This window comes from uncultured Methanobrevibacter sp. (genome assembly GCF_937881195.1).
In the GTDB taxonomy this organism is placed as follows: domain Archaea; phylum Methanobacteriota; class Methanobacteria; order Methanobacteriales; family Methanobacteriaceae; genus Methanobinarius.
Map to the genome: position 1 here is coordinate 1 of NZ_CALGFC010000018.1, position 23,841 is coordinate 23,841.

The following is a 23,841-nucleotide window of genomic DNA, read 5'->3' on the forward strand; positions in this document are numbered from 1 at the left end:
ATAAATTTAAAGGAAAAATAAAAGAAAAAAAAGAAAAAATTATGAGTCACCCTCAAATATAAAATAAAAAATATAATTTTAATTTATAATTATTTTTAAGGAATAATTAATATTAATTATTCACCTTAAAAATATTTCCACGAATTTTGCATAAACCGGCCTAGTAATAAATACTCCTACTAAAACACCTAATATGGTTGTAAAAGCAAAACCTGCAAGTGTACCTATCCCACTACTTCCTCTAGCAAATCCAACATATGCAAGGGGTAACATAGCTGCAATTAATGTACCTGCTGATGCAAATACAATAAATAATGCATTTTTAACACTCATTCTTGTTCTTGTTCTTCTTCGTTTTTTGTTTGTTTCACTTTTAGATTGTTTACCTAAAACTTCATCAGTAATAATTATCTGGTCATCAACACCAGTTCCAACTGCTGCAATCAAACCTGCAATTGCTGAAAGGTCAATATTCCAATGGATAACCGAAGCTATTCCCATAACAATAAGTACTTCTGAAATACTTGTTATTAATATTGGTATAACTAAAAGGGGTCTTCTATATCTTATAAATATAATTAATGATATTACTAGTATGGCCAATAATCCTGCGATTATGGCTCCATTTAAGAATTGGGCTCCTAATTCAGGAGATACTGAACTTGCACCAACAACTTTAATTTGTACTGGTAGTGAGCCTGTTTTTAAAACAGTGTAAACATTCTGTGCTTGCTCTTTAGCTTCTTCAGGAGTTGAAGCTCCACCTGTAACACTTAATTCTGTAGCTGCTTTTCCATTAGCTAATTCTGGAGCAAGCTCTGGAGGGTTTTCATCTATGAGTTTACCATCTAAATACATGTAAACTTTTTCCCCACCTTTTCCTTGAGCTAATTCAGCAAATTTTTGGGCTCCACTTGTGGATACTTTAAATGGGACCATCCATTGCGTGTCTGTTATTTCATACATATCAACAGATGTGATATCCGATCCAGTAAGTGCTACTGGGGCACTTTCATTACCTATTTTAGCTTCAAACTTACCAGGAGATCCTATAAGCTTTTCAACTTCTTCGGGCGAAACACCTGCCATCTCAATTATGACTAATTGATCACCGCTTGATCTTACTTTTACATCTTGAACTCCATATAAATTAAGACGCTTATCTAAAACAGTTGTTACTACATCCATTGTTTCTTTATCAACTGGTTTTTCAAGTTGAAGTTGTATCAATGATCCTCCTTTCAAATCAAGACCTTGTTGAATTCCAAGAGTGGATATACTAATTGCACTTGCTAAAATCAATATTATTAATAAAATAACTCTTTTATCCTTGAAAAATTCTTTCAAATGTGTTTTTTTCATCTTCTTGCCTCCATGTGCCATCTGAGAATTCCAAGGTTCATTAACCATGTGGTTAAGATATCTGCTACCAATCCAATAATTAAAACTGCCGCAATATTAGATAGTGTTACTGCTTCAGGTATTAATAATATTGTAACTAAGTAAAGAACGACCATTGAAGCAATAGCTGAAATAGACATTGTCATACCAGTTTTCATAGCTTCCCTTGCCCTTTCAACAACGGTTCCTTCTTTTCTCTTCAATAATCGAGTAGTAAGAAGTATATCTGTATCTACACTATAACCAATTAACATAAGAAGAGCTCCAACAGAGGCTATTGATAATGGGATATTAAATAAAGACATTCCGCCCATTGAAATAATAATATCAGAAGCTGCAGCAAGTATAACTGCTATTGATGGAACAGGTTCTCTAAATATTATAAAAACAGTTATTGACATGAATAAAAATGCAAATGCCATTGCCCAATAAACTTGAGTCATGGCTTCTTCACTTAAAATAGGGCCAATTGCATTATAACTAGTTACCGTCCCTGTTCCATTTAATGCCTCGTTAAATGCCGTTGAATTCACTTCACTCCCTATTTGGACACTTATATCTGTGCCTTTATTACTTAAGACATCTACTTCTTCGATGCCTAAACCTTGTTCATTTAAAGAATTTTTCAACTGAGCTTCTAAGGAAGAAGATGCTGTTGGTTGATTCATATCTAAAACAGCTAATGATCCTCCTTTAAGGTCTATTCCTTCATTTAATCCATTAAAAGCTACTAATCCAAGTGATATAATGGTTATTATCACGGGTATTATAATTAGTAGTTTATAAGATTCCATAAATTTTTCTAACATTAAAGCACCATATTTTATAATTTTATGTTATTTGTAATTTAATGATATATCTTTTTAATAATTGTATAAACTTAAATCTAATAATTTGGCTATATTCAAGCTATCTTCTTCAATTTTTTCAAAACTTTTATTTTTAGTTTTAATAGTAAAAGATTCAACTACTCTAGCTCCACGAACTTGAACTTTTTCACTCATTCTTTCAATTGCAGAACGCCCCCCAGATCCATTCATTGTTGCAAATAGTACAATATCTTTTCCACGTAAATCACATTTATCAATTAAAGTAATTATTGCAGGGGCAGCATTTCCTGCCCAAGTTGGGGTACCAAAATAAATTAGCCCATAATCACTTAAATCTATAGTTGAAGGACTGATTTCTGTTTTATTTTCTCTAAATGCATCTACTGAAGAAAATACTTTTCCAAAAACCCCATTTCTTTTTTTTAAATCTCTTATTTCTATTAAATCAGTGTTTAAATTTTCAGAAAGTGTTTTTGCAACTGTTCTTGTGTTTCCACTTTCTGAAAAGTAGACTATCATTGTTTTCATTTTAATCATCTTTTTATTATATTAATAATTTTTAATTACAATATGAAGTTTAAACTTCAATTACAAGATCAGATATATTTCATTAGGAATATAATTAAATTTTTAATTTAGAATTAAATTTATACTTTTATTATTTAATTAAATCTAATTTCTAATTATGAACTCATTATATAAACGTTATTAATATATTTTTTTAAAGATATTATCTTTAAAAATTATTATCTTTAAAAATTTTATATCCTAAGTTCGATGTAATATTTGTTACATATAGTATTAAATTTTAAGGTCGCATTCCATAACTATCAATGCCTATTTCCTCATCAAAACCACACATTAAATTCATATTTTGTATGGCTTGACCAGAGGCACCTTTCACAAGATTGTCTATTGCAGATATAACAACTAACCTTCCATTTTCATCTATTTCAAAACCTCCAATGTGGACAAAGTTAGAACCTCTGACGGAACTTAAGTTAGGTATGTCGTCATCAAGTATTTTAACAAATTTTTCATTTTTGTATTGATTTTTATAAAGAGTTATTATGTCTTCCCTAATATTCTCAATATCTTCTTTAGTATTTATTATATTGTTGCTTAAATCTTTTAAAAAACTGTGACTAGTAGTAATTATTCCTCTGATAACTGGAACCAAATGAGGAGTAAATGAAACTTTAACATTTGAATATTCTCCTAATTCTTGTTGAATTTCAGGACTATGTCTATGACTTATTATTTTATATGGGATAACATTGTCTGCACAATTAGGATAATGGAATACTTGATTAGGAGTTATTCCTCCTCCACTTACTCCTGTTTTAGAATCTATTATTATGTTTTTCACTAATTTGTTTTTAGATAGTGGTAAATTTGCTAAAATGGCTCCAGTTGGAAAACACCCTGGATTAGCTACAATCTTTGCTTTTTTAATATCTTCTCTGTAAATTTCAGGAAGTCCATAAACCGCATCAATTTTTCCTGAGTGTTCTATACCATACCATTTTTCATAGACAGATATATCTCTAAACCTATAATCGCCACTTAAATCTATAACTTTAGCCCCAGTTTCTAATAAGTCGGGAACAATATTCATCGAGGCTCCATGGGGAGTTGCTGTAAATATAACATCACTATCAATTTTTTCAGCAATAATATCTTTAAAAACAAGATCTGATCCTTGTATGTGGGGATGTACTTTATTCACGGGTGTTTTATCATATTTTCTTGAAGTAATATCTTTTATTTCTATTTTAGGATGTTTTTGAAGTAATCTGATCAATTCTCCACCAGTATACCCACTTCCACCAACTATTGTAACTTCTATCATTTAAACACCTTTATTATTTGTTGTATTATAATTATTGTCTAGAAAAATAATATTATTTGCAAAATAATAATTATAAAATAATAATTATAAAATTTATTTAATATTCATTAATATATAATAATATATAAATAACTTAATAATAGTATAAATTGAAAACTTATCCTTATAAATGGTATTATATACTAATTTTTTATAAATTATACAATAAAACATTTTATAACTATTTTTCAATGTTTTATAATTTATAAATAAGATTATAGCAAAATATTGTAAAATTATTTAATAAGACATTTAATAATAAATAAAATATTAGTTTATTATAATGTAATAATTATGGTTTTTTTAATATAAATATTTAATCAAAAATAATATATTTCTTGAGTTAAAATAATAAATTAAGTTAATTTTTATTTTGAAGATTTATTTGTTATTTAATATTAAAATGAATTTTATTCAAAAATGAATTTTATTATTTTTATTTTTTATTTTTAAATTTAGGTTTTTTTTAAATTTTTTATTAATTTTTAAGCTAGCAATCTTTGAAACTTTTTTCTGTAAATTCAGAGTTTTTTATTTTTTTTATAATCTTACAAGTACTATCCAATTTTGCTTTTCTATAATTATTAACTCTTTTAACTTCACAAGTAATTTTCTGATTTTCTAGGTCTTTCTTCAGCTGTTCTACCTCATAACTTTGGTCTGAACCTATTGCAATAATATCGGGACGAATTTCTCTAACAATCTTAAACATATCTGTGGGATGGCCTAAATAAGCTTCATCTACTGGTTTTAACATTCTTATCATTTCTAATCTTTGAGATTCATCTATTATTGGAATTCTCTTTTTTCTACGGACTGTTGAATCCCTAGCTACAACAACAATTAGTTTAGCATCTTTTCCTCCTAATTCTTTTGCTTTTTGAAGGTATAAGCCGTGTCCTGGGTGTAAAAGATCGAATGTTCCAGTTGCCATAACAGTTTTCATTTTTCCACCTGTATAATTGTTAATAATTCTTAAAAATTAATAAAATTTGTTTTATTATATATAAAAACGGTAATATTTTATACTTTTAATAATAATCAATTATATTAATTAATTTATAAAAATATTAATTGATTTATAAAAATAAATAATCTATTATAATAACCATATTTCATAATTTATCTATTTTTTTTATGTATATAATTAATCTTATAGTTATTTTTATAATATTATAATTATTCTTTGTGCTTTTATATTTACTATTATTTTCATTTTTTGTTTTATTTTAATTTTATCTTAATTTTTTTTCCTTGAATATTATACTTAGAATATTTTTGAATGGTTTATTATTTATTGGATTGATTGCAATTTTAAAGCATCTATTAAGTTTATTTTATTTTTATACAGTGCTGAACCAATTACTAATCCTTTAACTCCGGTTGTGCTAAGTTTTTTTATATCTTCTAATGTAGTTATTCCTCCCGAATAAACAATGGGTATATCTACAGAATTTACTAACTCAATAGCTGGTTTCACATCAAAACCACCCAATAATCCTTCAACATCAACATTAGTAAACAATATACTTCCAGCACCAGCTTCTTGAAATTCTTTACTAATATCTGTAGCAGTTTTATCAATTTTTTCTTTCCATCCTTTTATAACTACTTTAGAATCCTTACTATCAAGAGAAACCATTATTCTATCTGATCCATATTCTTTGGATAGTTTTGTTATTGTTTCAGGATCTTGAATGGCCATTGTGCCAATTATAAGTCTTTCTATATCTAAATTAAGGAGTTTTTCTGCATATTCAACACTTCTAATCCCTCCTCCTAATTGAATTGGGACATTCACTTCTTTTAAAATTTTTTTGACAGTAATGAGATTGTCTTTTGTTTCTAGTGCTCCATCAAGATCAATAACATGAATTATCTCAGCACCATTATCCTCCCAATTTTTAGCTACTTTTTCAGGATTATCTATTATTACCTGTTCTGTTCCAGGTTTTCCTTGGACTAATTGGACACATTTCCCATTTTTTATATCCACTGCTGGCATTATTAACATTTTTTCCTCTTCAAAGGACATAAGAGCACCTAATTTTTTTATTATAATAATTAAAATATTTCTTATTATAAATAATTAAAATATTTTATAATTAATAATCATATTTTTAAACAATCATAAATTTTTAAATATTAGTTATTCTTAAATAATCGTATTTTTTTAAATATTTATATATTTAAATATTAAATATTCTTGAATAATCAAAATTTATTTACTCTATTCAAACCTTATTTATATTAAGTTGGTTGAAATTATTGTATAATTTTTCAACAACTTTTCCACCAGTTTTAATCTGATTAGCTGCATTAATAAGTTCTTTTTGATTTTTAGATTTGATAAAAACTGCTTCTGAATGATTATTTTCAATGATTAATATTGCATATTCTCCATCAATCGTTTTATACGTGTTAGAATATTTTGGAGTTCCATTAATATTTATTTTTTTAAAGTTTGGATTATTATTAATTTCTTCTAGTATTATCTCTACTTTTGATTTTGATTTGATGTAACTTATTTCTGAATTTCCATATTTATAAACTGTTCCTCGACTAATTTTAGAAATATTGGATTTGTTTTCAAAGTTATTAGTTATTTTTTGAATAAGGTGGTTAGGTTCTTTAACTTCGTTTGTAAAAATGACATTAATACTTATAAAAAGAATCATAACTACTATAATTCCCAATATTCCATATTTTACAAATTTATTCATATAAACACCATTTAATGACAAATTGAAGTTTATTCTATATATTATTCTTATTTGGTTGCATAATAATTAAATAATAGTTTAAATAAAAAATCTTATCTTATTATATTAAAACAATATTTTTATAAAAATATCCTGCTATATTTATCTTTAGATATTATTTTTATCTTTAGATATTATTTTTTAGATATTATTTTTATCTTTAGATATTATTTTTTTTTATATGATATTTTAAAATATTGTATTAGTATAATATTTAATATATAATTAATCATATATTATAAAAGTCAATATTAAAACTTAATTAAAAAATAATATCATTAAGAATATGGTTTGATTTTATGAAGAAGGTTGCATTAAAAATTGCTTATATTGGAACTAATTTTCATGGTTTTCAGCGTCAACCTAAACATAGAACTGTCGAAGGAGAAATGATATATACCTTAAAAAAATTGGGGTATATTGATGATTTAGAATCTTCTAAATTCGGTATAGCTGGCCGGACGGATAGAGGAGTACATAGCATTGGAAATGTGATTAGCTTTATGAGTGAAAGAGAAGTTATGGTTAATCATATTAATAATAAACTCCCTGATGACATTCAAATAATAGCTAAAGCTCCGGTTCGTTATGGCTTTAAACCGAGATATGCTCAATCTAAACATTATCGTTATGTTTTTTTTGAGGAAGGACTTGATATCTCTTCTATGAAAAAATTAGCTAAGTTATTTGAAGGTGAACATGATTTTGTTAATTTTTCTAAGAGGAATAAAAGTCAGAAAACTACTATAAGAAACATTAGTAAAATCAATATAATCACTAATAATGAAACTGAGGAAGATAATATTCATGGTTATATAGAAAATAAATATTCTCAAAAAGTAGATAATCCTAAATATTTGAGCTCTCCAAAATATACCTCTGATTTAAAAGAATCAGATGATTTCATTGAAACAAATTATATTGGTGAATTGAAATCTGTTGGTAGATTTAATGAAAATTTTCAAAATGTGAATTTTAATGAGTCTACTTATAAAACAGTTTTCATTGATGTTTATGGTGAAAGTTTCCTTTGGAATATGATTAGGAAAATGATGAGAATTTTTTTATTTGTTGGTAAAGGTGAAATAAATTTAAATGAGGTCAAAAAAATGTTTGATCCTACTGAAAAATATAACATAAAACCTCTTAATCCTGAAAATCTTATATTAATGGATATTGAGTATAATAATATCAAATTTAAATACGATGATTATGCTTTTGAAGGATTTAAAAGAACTTTAGTAAAAAACTTATTTGATTATAAAATGAAAATCTCTTTAGAAAATTGTATTCTAAATAGTTTAGAATCTTTAAAATAATTCTATTAAAAATTAATAGTATTTATAAAATAATTACAATTTATATTTAAAATATTAATGTTAATTGAATTAATTATAATTATACAAAATTATGTCGTATAAATCATATATTTTTTTACTATTTTATTGTTAAATCTCAAAAATTAAAAATTAAAACTACATAATATTCTTTTTTTATCAAATTAAGCAATTTTTTGAAAGATATTTGAGATTATGTAAATGAAAATATGATTTCTACAAAGCCAAAAATTTTATTATTAACTATGCTGAATATTTAGTAAAACCGTATAGTTAAATAGAATATTCTCTTTATTTTTCATATTTCTAATTTATATTTAGTGATTGTTCGTTTTATTTTATTTTTTGTTTTTAATGGTGAAAATTGTCATTTTTATTATGATAATTAGTTTTCTAAGAGCTTTTATTTTTTATTATATCTTTTTATTTAGTTTTTATTTAGGTAAATATCAATTATTATTTTTTTAAATTCAAATTTAAATAGTAATATTTATATAATAGTCATTTAATATATATTTATTAATTAATCCTAATTTTTTAATAATATAAATTTAGTAGGAATTAATACTATGAATAATATTTTTTATAGAATTAATAGAAATAGAATGTTTTCTCTATTGTTCTTATTATTAATATTTTTTTTAGTTTTAAATATAATAGGGACTATTTCTGCTGCTGATTATACAGTAAGTGGAAATGATTTTGGTAGCATCCAGAGTACTGTTGATGGTGTTAGTTCGGGGGATGTTATTAATTTGGCTGGTGGGACTTATAATGGTTCTGGTAGTGAAATTAGTGTTAGTACAAATAATCTAGTTTTTAATGGTCAGGGAGCTATTTTGGATGCTAATGGTAATAGTAGGATTTTCATGATATCTTCTGATAATGTTACTTTGCAGAATATGATTTTGAGAAATGGTAATTTTGATGGTTATGGTGCTGCTGTTTATGTAGCTGGTGCAAATTTTAAGATTATTAATTGTAGTGTATTGAATAATGTTGGTGATGGTGGTGGAGGAATAATGATTACTTCTTCTTCTCCAGGTTCTATAGTTGATAATTGTATGTTCTCATCTAATGTGGCTTCTTATGGTGCTAAAAATGGTGGTGCATTGGCTATTCATGCTTCTAATGTTTGTGTTTCTAATTCTGTTTTTATAAATAATATGGCAGATGGGCATGGTGGTGCCTTAACAGTGAATACTGTATCTGGCGGCACTTTAAGTAATATTAATATTAGCAATTGTAATTTCACATCTAATACAGCTACAACCATGGCTGGTGGAATATTTTTAAGTTCTAATATCACTGTTTTTTTAATAACTGGTTGTTTGTTGTCGGATAATACTGCTCCAATGGGCGGTGGAATATATACTACCTCTCCACTAAGTATCTCTTCATCAACATTTAAAAATAACTCCGCCAATAATGGAGGAGGAATTTATTCAACTAATAGATTAACTTTATCTTCTACTTCTGGAACTAATAATAAAGCTACTAGTGATAATGGCGGTTTTATTTATGGAACTGGAACAATTAACATAAATGGTGGAACTTTCTCTTCTAATATTGCTAATTCTAATGGTGGAGCTATATTTACTTCGGGTTCTAATAGTCTTACTGTTGCTGGTGTTACATTTACAAATAATACCGCTACAAATGGAGGAGCAATAAGAACAAGTGGTTCAAGCACTATAGGAAATTCTAATTTTAACCTTAATAAAGCTACAAATACTGGTGGTGCTGTTTACACTAGTTCTTCATCACGTTTAACTGGATCTACTTTTAAGGATAATTCAGCTGTAAATGGAGGAGGTATATATTCCTCAAGTACTTTAATTTTAACATCTACTTCTGGAGATAATAATAACGCTAATAATGGTGGTTTTATCTATGGAACTGGAAATATTAACCTAACTGGTGGAAGTTTCAATAATAATATTGCTAAATCTAACGGTGGAGCTGTATATGGAACTGGCACTATAAATATTAAAAATAATGCTAAATTTAACTCAAATACAGCTATTAATGGTGGAGCAATATTTAGTACTAATAATTTGAATATTGTATCTTCGAATTTTACTAACAATAAGGCTACTACTGGTGGTGCTGTTCATGTATCAAAATTAACTGTTGATAATGGCACTTTTTCTTCTAATGTTGCTAGTTCTAATGGCGGAGCAATATATTCAAAAGGATCTGTAACTATTAAGAATAAATCAGTTTTTAATAGTAATAAAGCTACTAATGGCGGTGCTTTATATTCTCTAGCTTCTTCAACCATTGATAATAGTAATTTTTATTCTAATGTTGCTAGTTCTAGTGGTGGTGCAGTATATTCAAAAGGATCTATGGCTATTAAGAACAAATCAATTTTTAATAGTAATAGTGGAAGTAATGGTGGAGCTATTTATAGTCTTAATACTTTGTCTATTGCTTCTTCAACTTTGAATAGTAATAGTGCTAAGTCTAATGGTGGTGCTATTTACAGTAATAAAACATCATCTTTTAGTTATTCAACATTAAAAAATAATAAAGCAAGTACTGGTGGTGCAATATGTTCTTTTGCAGGATCTACTATTGATAAAAGCAATTTTTATTCTAATGTTGCTAGTTCTAGTGGTGGTGCAGTATATTCAAAAGGATCTGTGAATATTAAAAATAAATCAATTTTTAATGGCAATAATGGAAAAGAAGGTGGAGCTATCTATAGTTCTAATACTTTATCTATCTTTTCTTCAAATATTACTAATAATAAAGCTGTTAATGGGGGTGGAATATATTCTTCAGCTACTCTGACTATTGATACTGGTATTTTTTCTAATAATAAAGCTAATTCTAATGGAGGAGGTCTTTATGCAAATGGCAAAACCTCCATTAAAGGAAATTCTAAATTTACTAGTAATTCTGCTAATAAAGGTGCAGCTATCTTTTCAAATCAAAATAGTGTAGCTATTGCTAAATCAGCTGGATTTAAAAATAATCATGCAGGCATAGGTTTATCTTTATCATTAGTAAATAATGTTGTTAAATATGGTAAAACAAAGGTGAATGTTAAAACTACTGGATATGGTAATAATATTAAAATTGGAAATGATATTCCAATGTGGTCTAATAACTATAAAAAGGTTAAAGTTAATGGTAAAATACCACAAAAATATACTATTAAAGAAGGTACTAAATTTAAAGTATCTGTTAATGGTAAATCAGTAAATATTAAGTTTAAATCTAAAACAAAATCTTTTGTTCAGATTGATACTTATCCTAATTATAACTGGAAAAATTTTACATTTACAGCTACATATAATGGTGGAAAAACAATTAAAAAATCAACCACTACACTTAAAGTTAGTGCTAAAATAGCTAATACGGATGTTTATAATGTTGATATGATTAAAGTTTATAAAAAACAATATCCAACTAAGAAAAAGCTTAATGATTTCATATCTAAAAATAGGAAATTATATGATAATTATAAAAAATATTATTCTCTTTATAGAAAGGACAAACTAGAAACTAAGATTAATGGTAAAACTTATACAAAGACAATTAAACAAAAAGCTTCTGGTAATGCTTATTTTTTAGGAGCAGAAAAAGTACCTGCTGATTTAAGAAAATTTTTGTGGGCATACAAAGGCACTGCTGATGTTAATGAATCATCAATAAAACAAAAAACTTTTGAAATTTTAGCTAGTCTATCTTTAAAAACTAAATATTCTAGCTTTGAAGGAATATTGACACCAGAAAAAAAGCTCAGGGCTATTCAAAACTGGGTTGGGGATAATTGTGTTTATTTAGAGGAAGTTGAGGGAGGATTAATTTCTCCTGCTGGTGGTGCTGAAGTTCTTCAACGAATAAATAATAAATCTATTAAAAATCACACTAATTGTGTGGGATTTTCTAATCTTTTTGTTTCATTGGCTAGAACTGCAGGGATTCCTGTTTCTTACATCCAAATTCCGGGGCATATGATTGTAGCAGGATATAGTATTAAAAATGGAAAATGGTATGGTGTAATAATTGAACCTCAGAGTAGCTTCGGTAATGTTTATCCTAGTAAGTATGATGATTATCGGAGAGGCCCTATTTATAGTCGTATTATAAATGGAAATATGGTAATATATTATGCTATTGAGTCTGTATTTGGAGGAGATAGGACTCTAGATGGTATTAATCGTTATAATGGATTAGGTATTCCCTTATATGATTATCAAAAGTTATTAACTCAATTTGAGTATTATTATTTTGATTATGTGCCAAATAGTATTTATGCTTATCTTAAATGTGATATAAAATATGTATATTGATATTTTTGAGGGATTTTTATGAAAATGTTTAGAAAAGTTGTTTTTTTGTTATTTATTTTAATAATGATTTGTACCACCGTTAATATGATATTTGCATCATCCATAACAATAAATAATACAAATAACACTTTAAAAGGTGTTGTGAATAATTATGATACTATTTATTTAGGTGATGGTGTTTATAATGGTTCTATGAATAAAGGGATTAATGTTACAAAGAATACTACTATTATTGGATTAAATAAGAATTTGACTATTATTGATGTTGGGTATGGGGAATTGTTTACAATAAGTAATGGTTCTTTGACTTTGATAAATTTAACTATCAGAAATGGTGATGCAAATTATTTAATTAAAAACTTTGGTTTATTAAATGTTAGTAATACCAATTTTGAAAATCACAATTGTCTTTCCACAATTTTAACTACTGGTGAATTAATCATTACTGATTCAAGTTTTAAAAATGGTTTTATCGCTGTTGAAAGTATGTATGGTGGTTATAATGTTACTATTAAGAATACTGAATTTCTTAATAATTGGATAGGTGGGGTCTATGGTTTGATTCATGTTTCGGGTGCTTCTAAGACTATTACTTTTGATAATTTGACTTTTGTTAATAATACTGCTTATGATAGTTTGATTAGTGTTATGGCGGATGCTATTTCTTTGAAGTTGTCTAATTCTAGTTTTGTTAATAATACTATTGGTAGTTTGGATTTAATTTATCTTGATGGTCCTTTTGGTTCTCCTACTATTCCTCATAATAAAGAACTTATAAATATTGTTGAGATAGGTACTATGGCTAATATTAATCCTGATATTTATCTCGATATTCATTTGAAGAAGAATAATCTTATAGTTTTTAAAGCTAAACTGGATAAATTTGGGGATGTTCTTTCGAATAAGAGATTGTATTTTTATGTTAATGGTAAGTTTGTTGGTTCTGTTTTGACTGATAAGAATGGTGTAGCTAATTTTAGTATTAAAAGGTCTAATTTGAATTTTACTATTCAAGTTGTTTTCAATAAACATACTGATAAAAATAGTACTAGGACAATTAATTATAATGGGACTTCATTTAAAGGTTCTGCTTCTAAACTTGTTGTTGGGAAACCTAATATTGTTTTTAAGTTGAATAGTACTAAAAAGAAAGGTAAGCTTATTTATAAAAAGTATAAAATTTGGAATAAAGGTGATTCTTTTGGATCAAAGAATTTTAATAGGAAAACTTCTTCTAAGTATAAATTGGTTAAATATGCCTATAAGAAAGTGATTTTTAAGTATAATAAGTCTAAAAAATCTTTTTCTGTAAAAGTCAATGATTTATTGCCTTATAATTTCAATAAAAAGAATATGGGAATTTTAACATTAGTATATAAGAGAAAATAAATATTTGGCTTTGGTTTAGTTTTTTTATTTATTATTCTTTTTTATCTTTTTTATTTTTCTCTTATACTTTTTATTATTATGGGATGTTAATGGTGTAGTTAATTATAAATAATGGTGTTTATGGTGTGATAAAATTGAAATTTAATTTTAAGTATGGGTTGTGTGTTGTATTTATGTTTGTAGCTATTTCTTTTTCGCTGTCGGGTGTTAGTGCGGGTTCTTTGTTTGTAAATGAGTCTTGGACAAATGATGATATTCAGAATGCTCTTGATGGTGATAGTAGTATTGATGTTTTGCATTTTCAGAAATCTGATCTTGGTATTTATAATGGTATTAGTTTGTTGATTAATCGTGGGATGAGTATTGTTTCTGATAATGGTGTGTTTATTTCTGGATTTAATGAAGATACTTATGATCAGTTTGGTAATGCTTTTAATATTGTTGCTGATAATGTTTTGATTAAAGGTTTTAGTTTTGAAGGGTATTGGTCAAATATTGTTAATATGGGGAATGTTAAAAATATCACGATTATTGATAATATTGTAAAAGGTATTCTTATTGAAGCTTCTGGTGTTAATGATATTACTATTGGTAATAATACTCTTTCTGATATTGAATATAGTTCTTGTATTTCATTAACTGATTCTAATAATATTAATATTATTAATAATTATATCTTTGGTAGTTGGAGTGAGCCTAGTATCTTATTAGCTGGTTCTAATAATATTAATATTGGTAATAATAATCTTTTTGATGGTGGTGTTTTATTAACTGATTCTAATAATGTTAGCATTTATAATAATAATGTTTCTGGTAGTTGGAGTGAGCCTAGTATTTCATTAACTGGTTCTCATAATGTTAATATTAGTAATAATAATGTTACTAGTGGTGGTGTTTCATTATCAGATTCTAATGATATTAGTATTAGTAATAATTTTATTTATGATAGTGAAATTTCTATTGGTGTTGGAAATTCTAATAATGTAAGTGTATATGGGAATAATATTGTTAGTGTTGATAATGGGATTTCTGTTGGTGATTCAGACAATGTAAAAATTTATAAAAATAATGTTTCTGGTCCTACTAGTATGGGTAGTGGAATTGGTGTTGGAAATTCTAAAAATGTGGATATAAGTGAAAACAAGGTTGATAATGTTATAAATGAAGGGATTAGTGTTTCTGAGTCTGATAAAGTTAATATTCGAAATAATAAAGTAAGTAAATCTAGTACTGGAATTTCTGCTTCTGGAACTAATTTGAAAGTTATAGATAATAAACTAAATGATAATGACAATGGTATTAGTATTAATAGTGAAGGTAATGGAACTGTTAGTAAAAATACGATTCAAAATTCTTATTCTAGTGGGATATATGTTGAGGGAATATATGTTAATGTAGCAGATAATGTAATATCAAAATCTAGAGATAATGGGATTTATCTATCTGGATCTTCTGATATAAATATATATAATAATAAGATTACTAATTCTGATTCAGGTATTTATATTGATTCTTCTGATTTTTTGAAAATTTATAATAACACTATAAAAAATACTAATTATGGAATATCTTCTGATGGAGATGATATAAATATTTATAAAAACTATATTTCACTTCATAAAACAGGAATCATTTTTTCAGGAACTAGGATTAATATAAATAATAATATAATATCTAATTCACGCAAAAATGGTATTCATATTGATGGATATAGTGATGAATGTATTATAAAATTTAATATTATTACTAATGTTAAAAAAATAGCTATTTTAGCTGTTGGTTCTAATAATTTAAAAGTTTCTAAAAATACTTTGAAGAATAATCTAAAAGCTATACATCTTAGTGGAGATTCTAATACTATTAGCTCAAATAAAATCTCTGGTTCATCTTCTCCAAAACCTATTGTGATTAAAGGCTCAAGAAATCTTATTAAAAGTAATTCTATAAATTTTAAATCTTCTTATGGAGTTTCAATTTATGGAAAAAAGAATAAATTATATTCTAACAAAATTTCTGGTGTAAATACTGGGTTTTATGTTAAAGGGGATTCTAATCATTTAAAAACTAATAAAATATCTTCCAAAAATCAGGGAATATTTATTAATGGTCGTTACAGCTATGTTTTTAAAAATAATGTAAATAAAAATAGGAAAAATGGTATTCATATTTTTGGTAGTTTTAATAAGGTAATTAAAAACACTGCAAACAATAATAAAGGACATGGTATAAAGTTAACTGGTCATGTAAATAAAATTAAAGGTAATATTGCGAAAAATCGTGGAATCAAGGTTAATGGAGATAAAAATATTGTAACTAATAATAAAGTAGGTAAGAGTAAATCTCATAGGTTATGTATCTATGGATATAAAAACAAAGTAAAAGGAAATAGTAATTAAAACATTAATCCCTCAATAAATTTATTTGGTTAAATTTATCTTTAATTTTTTTTCTTAACATTAGGGATTGATTTATAATTTCATTGTTTTTTTATTTTTCTATTTTTTCCTATTTTTTTATTTTTTCTTAATTTTTAGCTTTACAAAAATTCAAATATGATTTCTACAGAGCTGAAATTATAACAAAATTATAATAAAATTTATAATAATATTAATTACAATATATTATTAATTATTTAAATACATATTATATATTATAAAATTTATTATTTACAAATATATTTTTTAAAAATATAATTTGAAGTATAAATATAATTTTTTATAAAATTTTATTATATAATAAATCCATTTTAAAACATAATTTTAACACTAATAATGAAACATGAGGGATAATCTGAAAAACACTAAAAATAAAGATATAAAAAAAGATAAAATTTCAAACAGTATTAAAACACCTATTATTGTAGGATTTGATCCAGGATTGACAGTAGGAATAGCTATACTAGATCTTAATGGGAATCTACTTTTTTTAAGTAGTTATAAAGAAATATCAAAGTCTGAAATCATAAAAACAATAATGAAATTTGGAAGAGCTATCCTAATAGCTACTGATGTTGAGAACTCACCAAAGGCCGTTAGAAAACTTGCAACTTCCTTGAATTCAAAAATATTCTCTCCAAAAAATGATATTCCAGTTTCATATAAAATTGAGCTTGTAAATAATTTTTTAAGAAATAATGGTAATTTTATTGAAGAAAATATTCCTTTTAATGAAAGTATAAACAATCAGAAAATAAGTCATAATTATAAACGAAATAACTATAAAAATCCCACTGATTATAGTTCTAATGTTAATGGGAATAAAAATATTAAAAAAACACCTGTTACAAATATTGATGGTTCTGTAGATGCTCATGAAAGAGATGCACTGTCAGCAGCTATATTAGCCTATAAAAATTATGAAAATAAATTAAAACAGCTTGAAAGAAAATTTTTGGAGGCTAAAATTAGCTTAAAATCAATTGACAAAGAAGATATTATCAATGAAAATTATTATGAGATATTAAACCACTCTAAATCATTTTTAATAAATGATAATCCTATAAGTGAATCTATTTCAAAAGCCTTTAAAATATATGGGCTAATTGATGATGAAAAAAATATGGATTCTAAAGATGAAGAAAGTTATTTTGATTCTAGGGCTAATAATATAAATAATGATACTAGTGATATTAGTATTAATAATATTAATGGTAATGATTCTAATAATAAGGATATTAATCCTAAGTGGAATGAGTTAGAAGAAAAATTATATATTCTTAAAAATATTAATAAATCTCAAGAAAAACAAATTAAAAATCAAGACAAGGTTATTGAGAAACTCAAAAACAAAAATAGTTTACTTATTAATGATTTAAATGAGAAAGATAATAAAATAAATAAAATCGAGAAAGATTTAAAGATACTCAGATTAAAAGAATCTAAAGCTGTTTTAAAAGATAAAGAAGTAGCTTCAAAGATAAAACTCCTAAAAAACATCCAATTAAAATATTCTGAAGAGAAAAAACTTAGAAAATCTCTTGAAGAAAAACTAAATAAACGACTAAAGATTGATGATTTTGAAGAGCTATCTATGTTTACACCAATTAAAATGATTGATTCATTTACAAAAAATGGTATAAAAGAAGCTAATAATTTGTTTAAATTGAAAAGAGGGGATGTTTTGTATTTTTCTTCTTCAAAAGGGGGAGGTTCACAAACAGCAAAATATATTGTAGATATTGGTGTAAAAGCGATTATAACTAATAAAAATAAAGAAATGATTCCTCTACAAGCAAAAGAAGTCTTTGAAACTAATGAAATTCCAATTATAAGTGAAAATGATTTAGATATTAAATTTTTTGATGATTATGCAGTTGCGGATACAAATGCTTTAAATAAGGTTATTAATCAATGGAAAGAAAGTTTAAAAGATAAAAGCAATAAAAAAGCCCAAGAAAATCTTTTAAATGTTATTAATGAATATAGGGTAGAAAGAAAACGAGATCTTTAAAATTAAATTAATATATTATTTTTTATTATTTTTTAATTATTTTAGCTGGGATATAATTAATAAAAAATAGAAGAGGATAAATTAATATCCTCAAAAATTGTTTAATTTTATTATTTTTTCCAAAATATTAGTCCTAAGCTACTTAATAGTATTAAAAATATTACAATTATTGGTAATCCTGTTTTTTTCATTTTTGCAGCAGCTATTGTTTTTTTATAATAATCTTTATTTTCATTACTTGAATTTAGATTATTATTATAACCAATATTTTCATTGGGATTATTTGCAGTAATATTGCTTTTAGTAGTATTAATTGGATCTGTTGGATTATTTGAGTTTGATTTGTCAGTAATATTATTATTAATAATTAAATATTTATAATTTTCATTATCAAGAACAAAAAGGATATTATTTTCTCCAATAGGAATATTTAGATTGATTAAATCATTTATTGAATATTCTGAAATAAAAATATTATTGTTATAAACATCGATATTCATATCTGGCAAATTTTCAGAACCAAAAGTGTTAAAAGTACTATTTAAAACAACTATTGATTTAAAAGTCAAATTTCCTAAAATTGAAAAGTTTTTTGCTTTAATTTCTTCAAAAATAATGGTATAATAATTATTTACAATTGTTCCACTTATTTTTGAGTTTGGATTAAAATTAGAACCCCACCAATTGTAATCAATATTAATATTTGGGCTGTTTGTGTTTAAATTATAGTTTGTTGTATTAGTATTATTGAATATTCTATTGTAATTTATTTGAATGTTTTCTGCTCCAGAATTTATGGATATTCCTTGATAATTATTAAATATGCTTGAAGAGCTTATATTTGTATTTTTTTCTGTGTATATTGCTAAATCATTTTTTGTGAAATTAGAATTGTTAATAGTTATATTTCCAGTATTATAAATATTGGATCTATTGTTATTGGTGAAATTAGAATTTTTTATGTGCATACTGCTATTATATATCATACTAAATTCTGGAAACCATTCATCACTAAATGCATATTCGGTATTATAAATAGCACTACCATTATTTTCGGCTATATTATTAATAAATGCCGAATTTAATATGGTCATGTTAATACTTCCATTACTAAATATTCCTCCTCCATTAATTGCTTTATTATTGATAAATGTAGAATTTATAATAATTACATTTTCAGTGAATTTATTATGAATAGCTCCACCATCTTTTTCAGCTGTGTTATTAATGAAATTAGAGTTAATAATAGCCATATATCCATTATTATAGATAGCTCCACCACCACCCATATTACTGTCACCATTTTCTGCTTTATTGTTTGTGAAATTTGAATTTTCTATTGTTATATTACTGCCACTATTAAAAATTGCTCCTCCTCCTTCATAACTATCAATGTTATCAATAAATGTGGAGTTAGATATAGTCATATTTCTACACAAATTATTTTTAATAGCGCCACCACCAGCAGTAAGTCCACTATTGTTTATAAATTTAGAATTAATAATGGTTATATCTCCTGCACAGTCAACATTAATAGCACCACCCCCACCATATGAGGCAGAATTATTATTAAAGTTAGAGTTAAATAAATTAACATTATTGCTATATTTGGAATATACGGCACCGCCATATGTTGCAGAATTGTTGGTAAATATGGAATTGTTTATATTTAAGTTTCCATTGAAGCTAGCAATAGCTCCACCACCGGTTGCACTATTATTTTCAAATATGCAGTTATCTATTTCTAATGTTCCATAGTTGAAAATACACCCTCCATGGTTATTAGTAATATCTCCTCCAGAATTGGCATTACCATTTATTAATGTAACATTTATTAATTTTAATGTATTGCCTTCTTTTACAAAGAAAATTTTCCCTAATTTTTGAGCATCTATTATTGTATTTTTAGAATCTTTGCCTTGTATTGTTAAGTTTTTATCAATTATTATATTAATTACATTATTGGTGTATATTCCATTATCTAAATTTATGGTAGATCCGTTATTAGCATCTATTATTGTTTGTTTTAAATCAGTTGAATTGTCAATTATTTCCGTTGCACTTACTGTAGATATGGTTATAAAGCTTAATATTAGTAATATGCCTATTTTTAATAGTTTAATATGCAAATTATCATTTTTAAGCATATATTCACCTCCATTTTATTTATTATTTATTTTCTAAAGTCATTTTGTAATATAATGACATATGAAAGTTTATTAATTATCTTATTTAAAAGTAATAGATTCTTAGTTTTAATTATTACTAATAATAATTACATAGTGTTAATTAGTATTATTTTTGTATAAATTATTTCTAATTAATAAATTACACAAATAGAAAATTTCATTACATCAATTAAATTTTAACATAATATCTAAAAATACAATAATAGATGCTCAAAAATTAGGGAATTTTTTTTAACAGTTGGATAATATTTAATTATCTAATATGAATAAAAATAGTATTTTATAAAATAATAATCAATCAGATTACATAAGACTAAATTTAAATTTTTTAGTAAATTTTTTAATTTAAATTATTATATTATAATTATTTTAATATTTCGATTTTATTATTATTTTTCATTATTTTATAATATTTAAAAAATATTTTTTCATATAACTTAATAATATTATTTAGAAATCCATTAAAAACGATAAAATTTTTTATATAATTATTTAAATATTGATAATGTATAATATAATAAAAAATTTATCAATATAAACTAAATTTATTTATATTTAAAAAATTAATTTATTATAAATATTATATATAATATATATAAAAATAACTTTATATTATATTAAAAGCTTATTAAAAATATTAAAATTTATTAATTAATGATTTATTCATCTTTATTTAATCATATTATTATTTATTATCATAATCATGTTATTATTCGTATAATCATATTATTATTATTATTATTATTATTATTCGTATAATGATATTATATTATTTAATTATTTCAATATGTAATTATATAATATATTATTAAATCTAAAATTAGGAGATAATTGATGAAAATAGCTATTGTACTTGGAACAAGGCCAGAAATTATAAAGATGGTCTCTGTAATTGATGAAATCCTTGCAAGAGGTCATGAATTAATTTTAATTCATACTGGTCAGCACTATGATCATGAAATGTCTGATCAATTTTTTGAAGAGTTAGAACTACCTACTCCTAAATATAACATTGGTGTGGGGTCTTCTTCTCATGGTAAACAAACTGGTAGGATGATGGAAGGAATAGAAGAAATACTTCTTGAAGAAACCCCAAATATACTTTTAGTTCAAGGTGATACCAATGCTGTTTTGGCAGGAGCTTTAGTTGCTTCTAAATTACATATTCCTGTAGGGCATGTTGAAGCGGGATTGAGATCTTATGATATCACAATGCCAGAAGAAATTAACAGAAAAGCTGCTGATGTTTGCTCAAAATATTATTTTGTTCCAACTGAAAAATCGGCTATCAACTTGTCAGTTGAGGGCATATCAAGAAAAAATATTTTTATCACTGGGAATACTGTTGTAGATGCTTGTTTTAGAAATTTGGAAATAGCTAAAAAACATGTATCTGAATCTGAAAGTTTTAAACAGATATCTAACCTTTTAAACTTGGATAATATTCTTACTCTAACTATGCATAGAGCTGAAAATGTTGATAATAAAAAACGTTTAAAAGGTATAATTAATGCATTGTCTGAACTTAAAGATTTTAATATTATTTTTCCCATTCACCCAAGAACAAAAAAAACAATGGAAGAATTTGGATTATATGATGATTTAGCTAAACTTGATAATATTCATCTTATCAAACCTTTAGGGTATTTAGATTTCTTACTTTTAATGTCAAAATCTTCATTGATTCTTACAGATTCTGGTGGCCTTCAGGAAGAAGCTATCACATTGAATATTCCTGCACTTACACTTAGATATAATACTGAGCGTCCTGAAACTGTTACTATGGGGGGAAATATTCTCGTTGGTTCTGATAAAAATCTTATAATAGATAATGCTAATAAAATTTTAAATAATGAGTCTTTTTATAATAAAATGAGTTCAGCTAAAAATCCTTATGGGGACGGCTCTGCTGGAAAACAGATAGTTGATATAATTGAAGATAGCTATGAAAAGGGGGAATGTGTTTTAGAGTCTCCTGATGATATTATGGATGTCTTCACAACTTTAATGGATTTCATTAATGAAGATATTAATGTTTCTAATTTTGAAAAACAGAATAATACTTTGATTAGAACAGTTTTCAGTAGTTTTGATAATTCAATGAAATTTCCAAGTGATGATTTGAATTTAAATGGAATGTATATAGTGTATGATAAGTTTATTTAAGTCTTTTAATCTTATTTAATTTTTAAAATATTCTTTTAATTTTATTTAAGACTAAATCATTTTATTATATTTTATTTACATTTTACTAAGTTTTATTTTGTTAAATGTTACTATTAATATTATTTGCTATCATGTTGGCTTAATTATTATTTATTTAATCGTTATTTATTTAATTATTATTTATTTAATCGTTATTTATTTAAATATTATCTATTTAAATTTTCAATTTATCTGAATAATCAATTTATCTAAATAATTTTTTAATCTTTTATATCTATATAATTAAATTTAATATTTAGATATTTTGAATAATTCAAAATATAATGTTTAAAAAATTCTAATAATTGCATATTTCAAATTTTGAGTTTTTGCTTTTAAATTTTTTAATATTTATAATTTTTGATATATTTGAGGAATTATCATGGAGAATAATAATTTCAACTATCTGGATAATGAAAATATTGGTGAATAGGTTATTAATATTAATAATGATGATCTAGTCAAATTAAGCATAATATGATAATATTTTGGGTATAAATATGAATATCAATAATCATAAAAATTTAAATTCTATTTTAGTTTTTGAATATTACACTGCTTCAGGAAAAAATGAACCTGCAATTATTTCAGAAGCAACAGCTTTAATTGATTCTCTTTTAAATGACTTAAATTTAATTTCAAATAAAGATATTATAGTTAATTTTCTCGTTTCAGAAGAATTTAAAGAAATTGGGGAGAGTTATGTTAATATCAATGAAAATAAGATTGTTATTAATGATTCCTTAGAAGATTGGTTAAATAAAAATTTAAGTAAATTTGATAGCTGTATTTTTATTTCTGCTGAAGAAAATATGAATCTTTATAATTTAACAAAATTAATTGAAGATAAAGGGGTAAAATTATATGGTTCTAATTCTAAATCTACCCTTATTTGTTCTAATAAATATTTAACTTTTAAAAATCTTAAAAATAGGGTAAAACAACCTTTAACATTTAAATTTACTATATCTGATGAAAGTCCGTGGGAAGAATCAATTAAAAATATATTTAAATCTTTGAAATCTGATAATACTAATACTAATACTAATACTAATACTAATACTAATACTAATACTAATAC

General features: G+C 24.8%; 14 protein-coding genes and 1 pseudogene. 7 read left to right on the plus strand and 8 right to left on the minus strand.

Going from position 1 to position 23,841, the window contains the following annotated elements; all coding sequences use genetic code 11:
• Positions 1 to 120: 120 nt before the first annotated feature.
• From Q0087_RS02210 to Q0087_RS02240, 7 genes are all read right to left on the minus strand, one after another.
• Positions 121 to 1,362, minus strand: a complete 1,242-nt coding sequence (locus Q0087_RS02210; RefSeq protein ID WP_297898052.1) for a preprotein translocase subunit SecD — start codon at positions 1,360 to 1,362, stop codon at positions 121 to 123.
• Positions 1,359 to 2,210, minus strand: a complete 852-nt coding sequence (locus Q0087_RS02215) for a protein translocase subunit SecF (protein WP_297898026.1) — start codon at positions 2,208 to 2,210, stop codon at positions 1,359 to 1,361. The genes Q0087_RS02210 and Q0087_RS02215 overlap by 4 nt, the downstream gene beginning before the upstream one ends.
• A 54-nt stretch (positions 2,211 to 2,264) precedes the next feature.
• Positions 2,265 to 2,759, minus strand: coding sequence for a flavodoxin (locus Q0087_RS02220; protein WP_297898028.1), 495 nt, complete (start codon positions 2,757 to 2,759; stop codon positions 2,265 to 2,267).
• Positions 2,760 to 3,039: 280 nt separating this feature from the next.
• Positions 3,040 to 4,083 carry an N-acetyl-gamma-glutamyl-phosphate reductase gene (gene argC / locus Q0087_RS02225; protein ID WP_297898030.1) on the minus strand — a complete coding sequence of 348 codons (1,044 nt, stop codon included), beginning with the start codon at positions 4,081 to 4,083 and terminating at the stop codon, positions 3,040 to 3,042.
• 529 nt (positions 4,084 to 4,612) lie between these two features.
• Positions 4,613 to 5,068 carry an FAD synthase gene (locus tag Q0087_RS02230; protein ID WP_297898032.1) on the minus strand — a complete coding sequence of 152 codons (456 nt, stop codon included), beginning with the start codon at positions 5,066 to 5,068 and terminating at the stop codon, positions 4,613 to 4,615.
• Positions 5,069 to 5,416: 348 nt separating this feature from the next.
• Complete coding sequence (gene hisA / locus Q0087_RS02235; protein ID WP_297898034.1) at positions 5,417 to 6,157, minus strand: 1-(5-phosphoribosyl)-5-[(5-phosphoribosylamino)methylideneamino]imidazole-4-carboxamide isomerase; 741 nt, start codon at positions 6,155 to 6,157, stop codon at positions 5,417 to 5,419.
• Between the two features lie 199 nt (positions 6,158 to 6,356).
• Complete coding sequence (locus tag Q0087_RS02240) at positions 6,357 to 6,845, minus strand: hypothetical protein (RefSeq protein ID WP_297898036.1); 489 nt, start codon at positions 6,843 to 6,845, stop codon at positions 6,357 to 6,359.
• A 338-nt stretch (positions 6,846 to 7,183) separates the two neighbouring features.
• Here Q0087_RS02240 and truA point away from each other — a divergent pair, with 338 nt between their 5' ends.
• The 5 genes from truA (at position 7,184) to Q0087_RS02265 (ending at position 18,366) form a co-directional block, all read left to right on the plus strand.
• The gene (gene truA, locus Q0087_RS02245) at positions 7,184 to 8,203 is read left to right on the plus strand and encodes a tRNA pseudouridine(38-40) synthase TruA (protein ID WP_297898038.1); all 1,020 of its coding nucleotides are present in this window, start codon (positions 7,184 to 7,186) and stop codon (positions 8,201 to 8,203) included.
• A 623-nt stretch (positions 8,204 to 8,826) separates the two neighbouring features.
• Complete coding sequence (locus Q0087_RS02250; RefSeq protein WP_297898040.1) at positions 8,827 to 12,528, plus strand: transglutaminase domain-containing protein; 3,702 nt, start codon at positions 8,827 to 8,829, stop codon at positions 12,526 to 12,528.
• A gap of 18 nt (positions 12,529 to 12,546) precedes the next feature.
• Complete coding sequence (locus Q0087_RS02255; RefSeq protein ID WP_297898042.1) at positions 12,547 to 13,917, plus strand: hypothetical protein; 1,371 nt, start codon at positions 12,547 to 12,549, stop codon at positions 13,915 to 13,917.
• 134 nt (positions 13,918 to 14,051) lie between these two features.
• Complete coding sequence (locus Q0087_RS02260) at positions 14,052 to 16,313, plus strand: right-handed parallel beta-helix repeat-containing protein (protein ID WP_297898044.1); 2,262 nt, start codon at positions 14,052 to 14,054, stop codon at positions 16,311 to 16,313.
• A 382-nt stretch (positions 16,314 to 16,695) separates the two neighbouring features.
• The gene (locus tag Q0087_RS02265; protein WP_297898046.1) at positions 16,696 to 18,366 is read left to right on the plus strand and encodes a DUF460 domain-containing protein; all 1,671 of its coding nucleotides are present in this window, start codon (positions 16,696 to 16,698) and stop codon (positions 18,364 to 18,366) included.
• A gap of 110 nt (positions 18,367 to 18,476) precedes the next feature.
• Here Q0087_RS02265 and Q0087_RS02270 read toward each other — a convergent pair whose 3' ends face one another.
• Positions 18,477 to 20,513, minus strand: coding sequence for a hypothetical protein (locus Q0087_RS02270; RefSeq protein ID WP_297898048.1), 2,037 nt, complete (start codon positions 20,511 to 20,513; stop codon positions 18,477 to 18,479).
• A gap of 876 nt (positions 20,514 to 21,389) precedes the next feature.
• On the opposite strand from Q0087_RS02270, the gene wecB reads away from it, so the two are divergent.
• A complete protein-coding gene (gene wecB / locus Q0087_RS02275; protein ID WP_297898050.1) occupies positions 21,390 to 22,721 on the plus strand; it encodes a non-hydrolyzing UDP-N-acetylglucosamine 2-epimerase in 1,332 nt (443 codons plus the stop codon).
• Between the two features lie 539 nt (positions 22,722 to 23,260).
• Positions 23,261 to 23,841, plus strand: a pseudogene (locus Q0087_RS02280) (hypothetical protein); the annotation flags it as partial.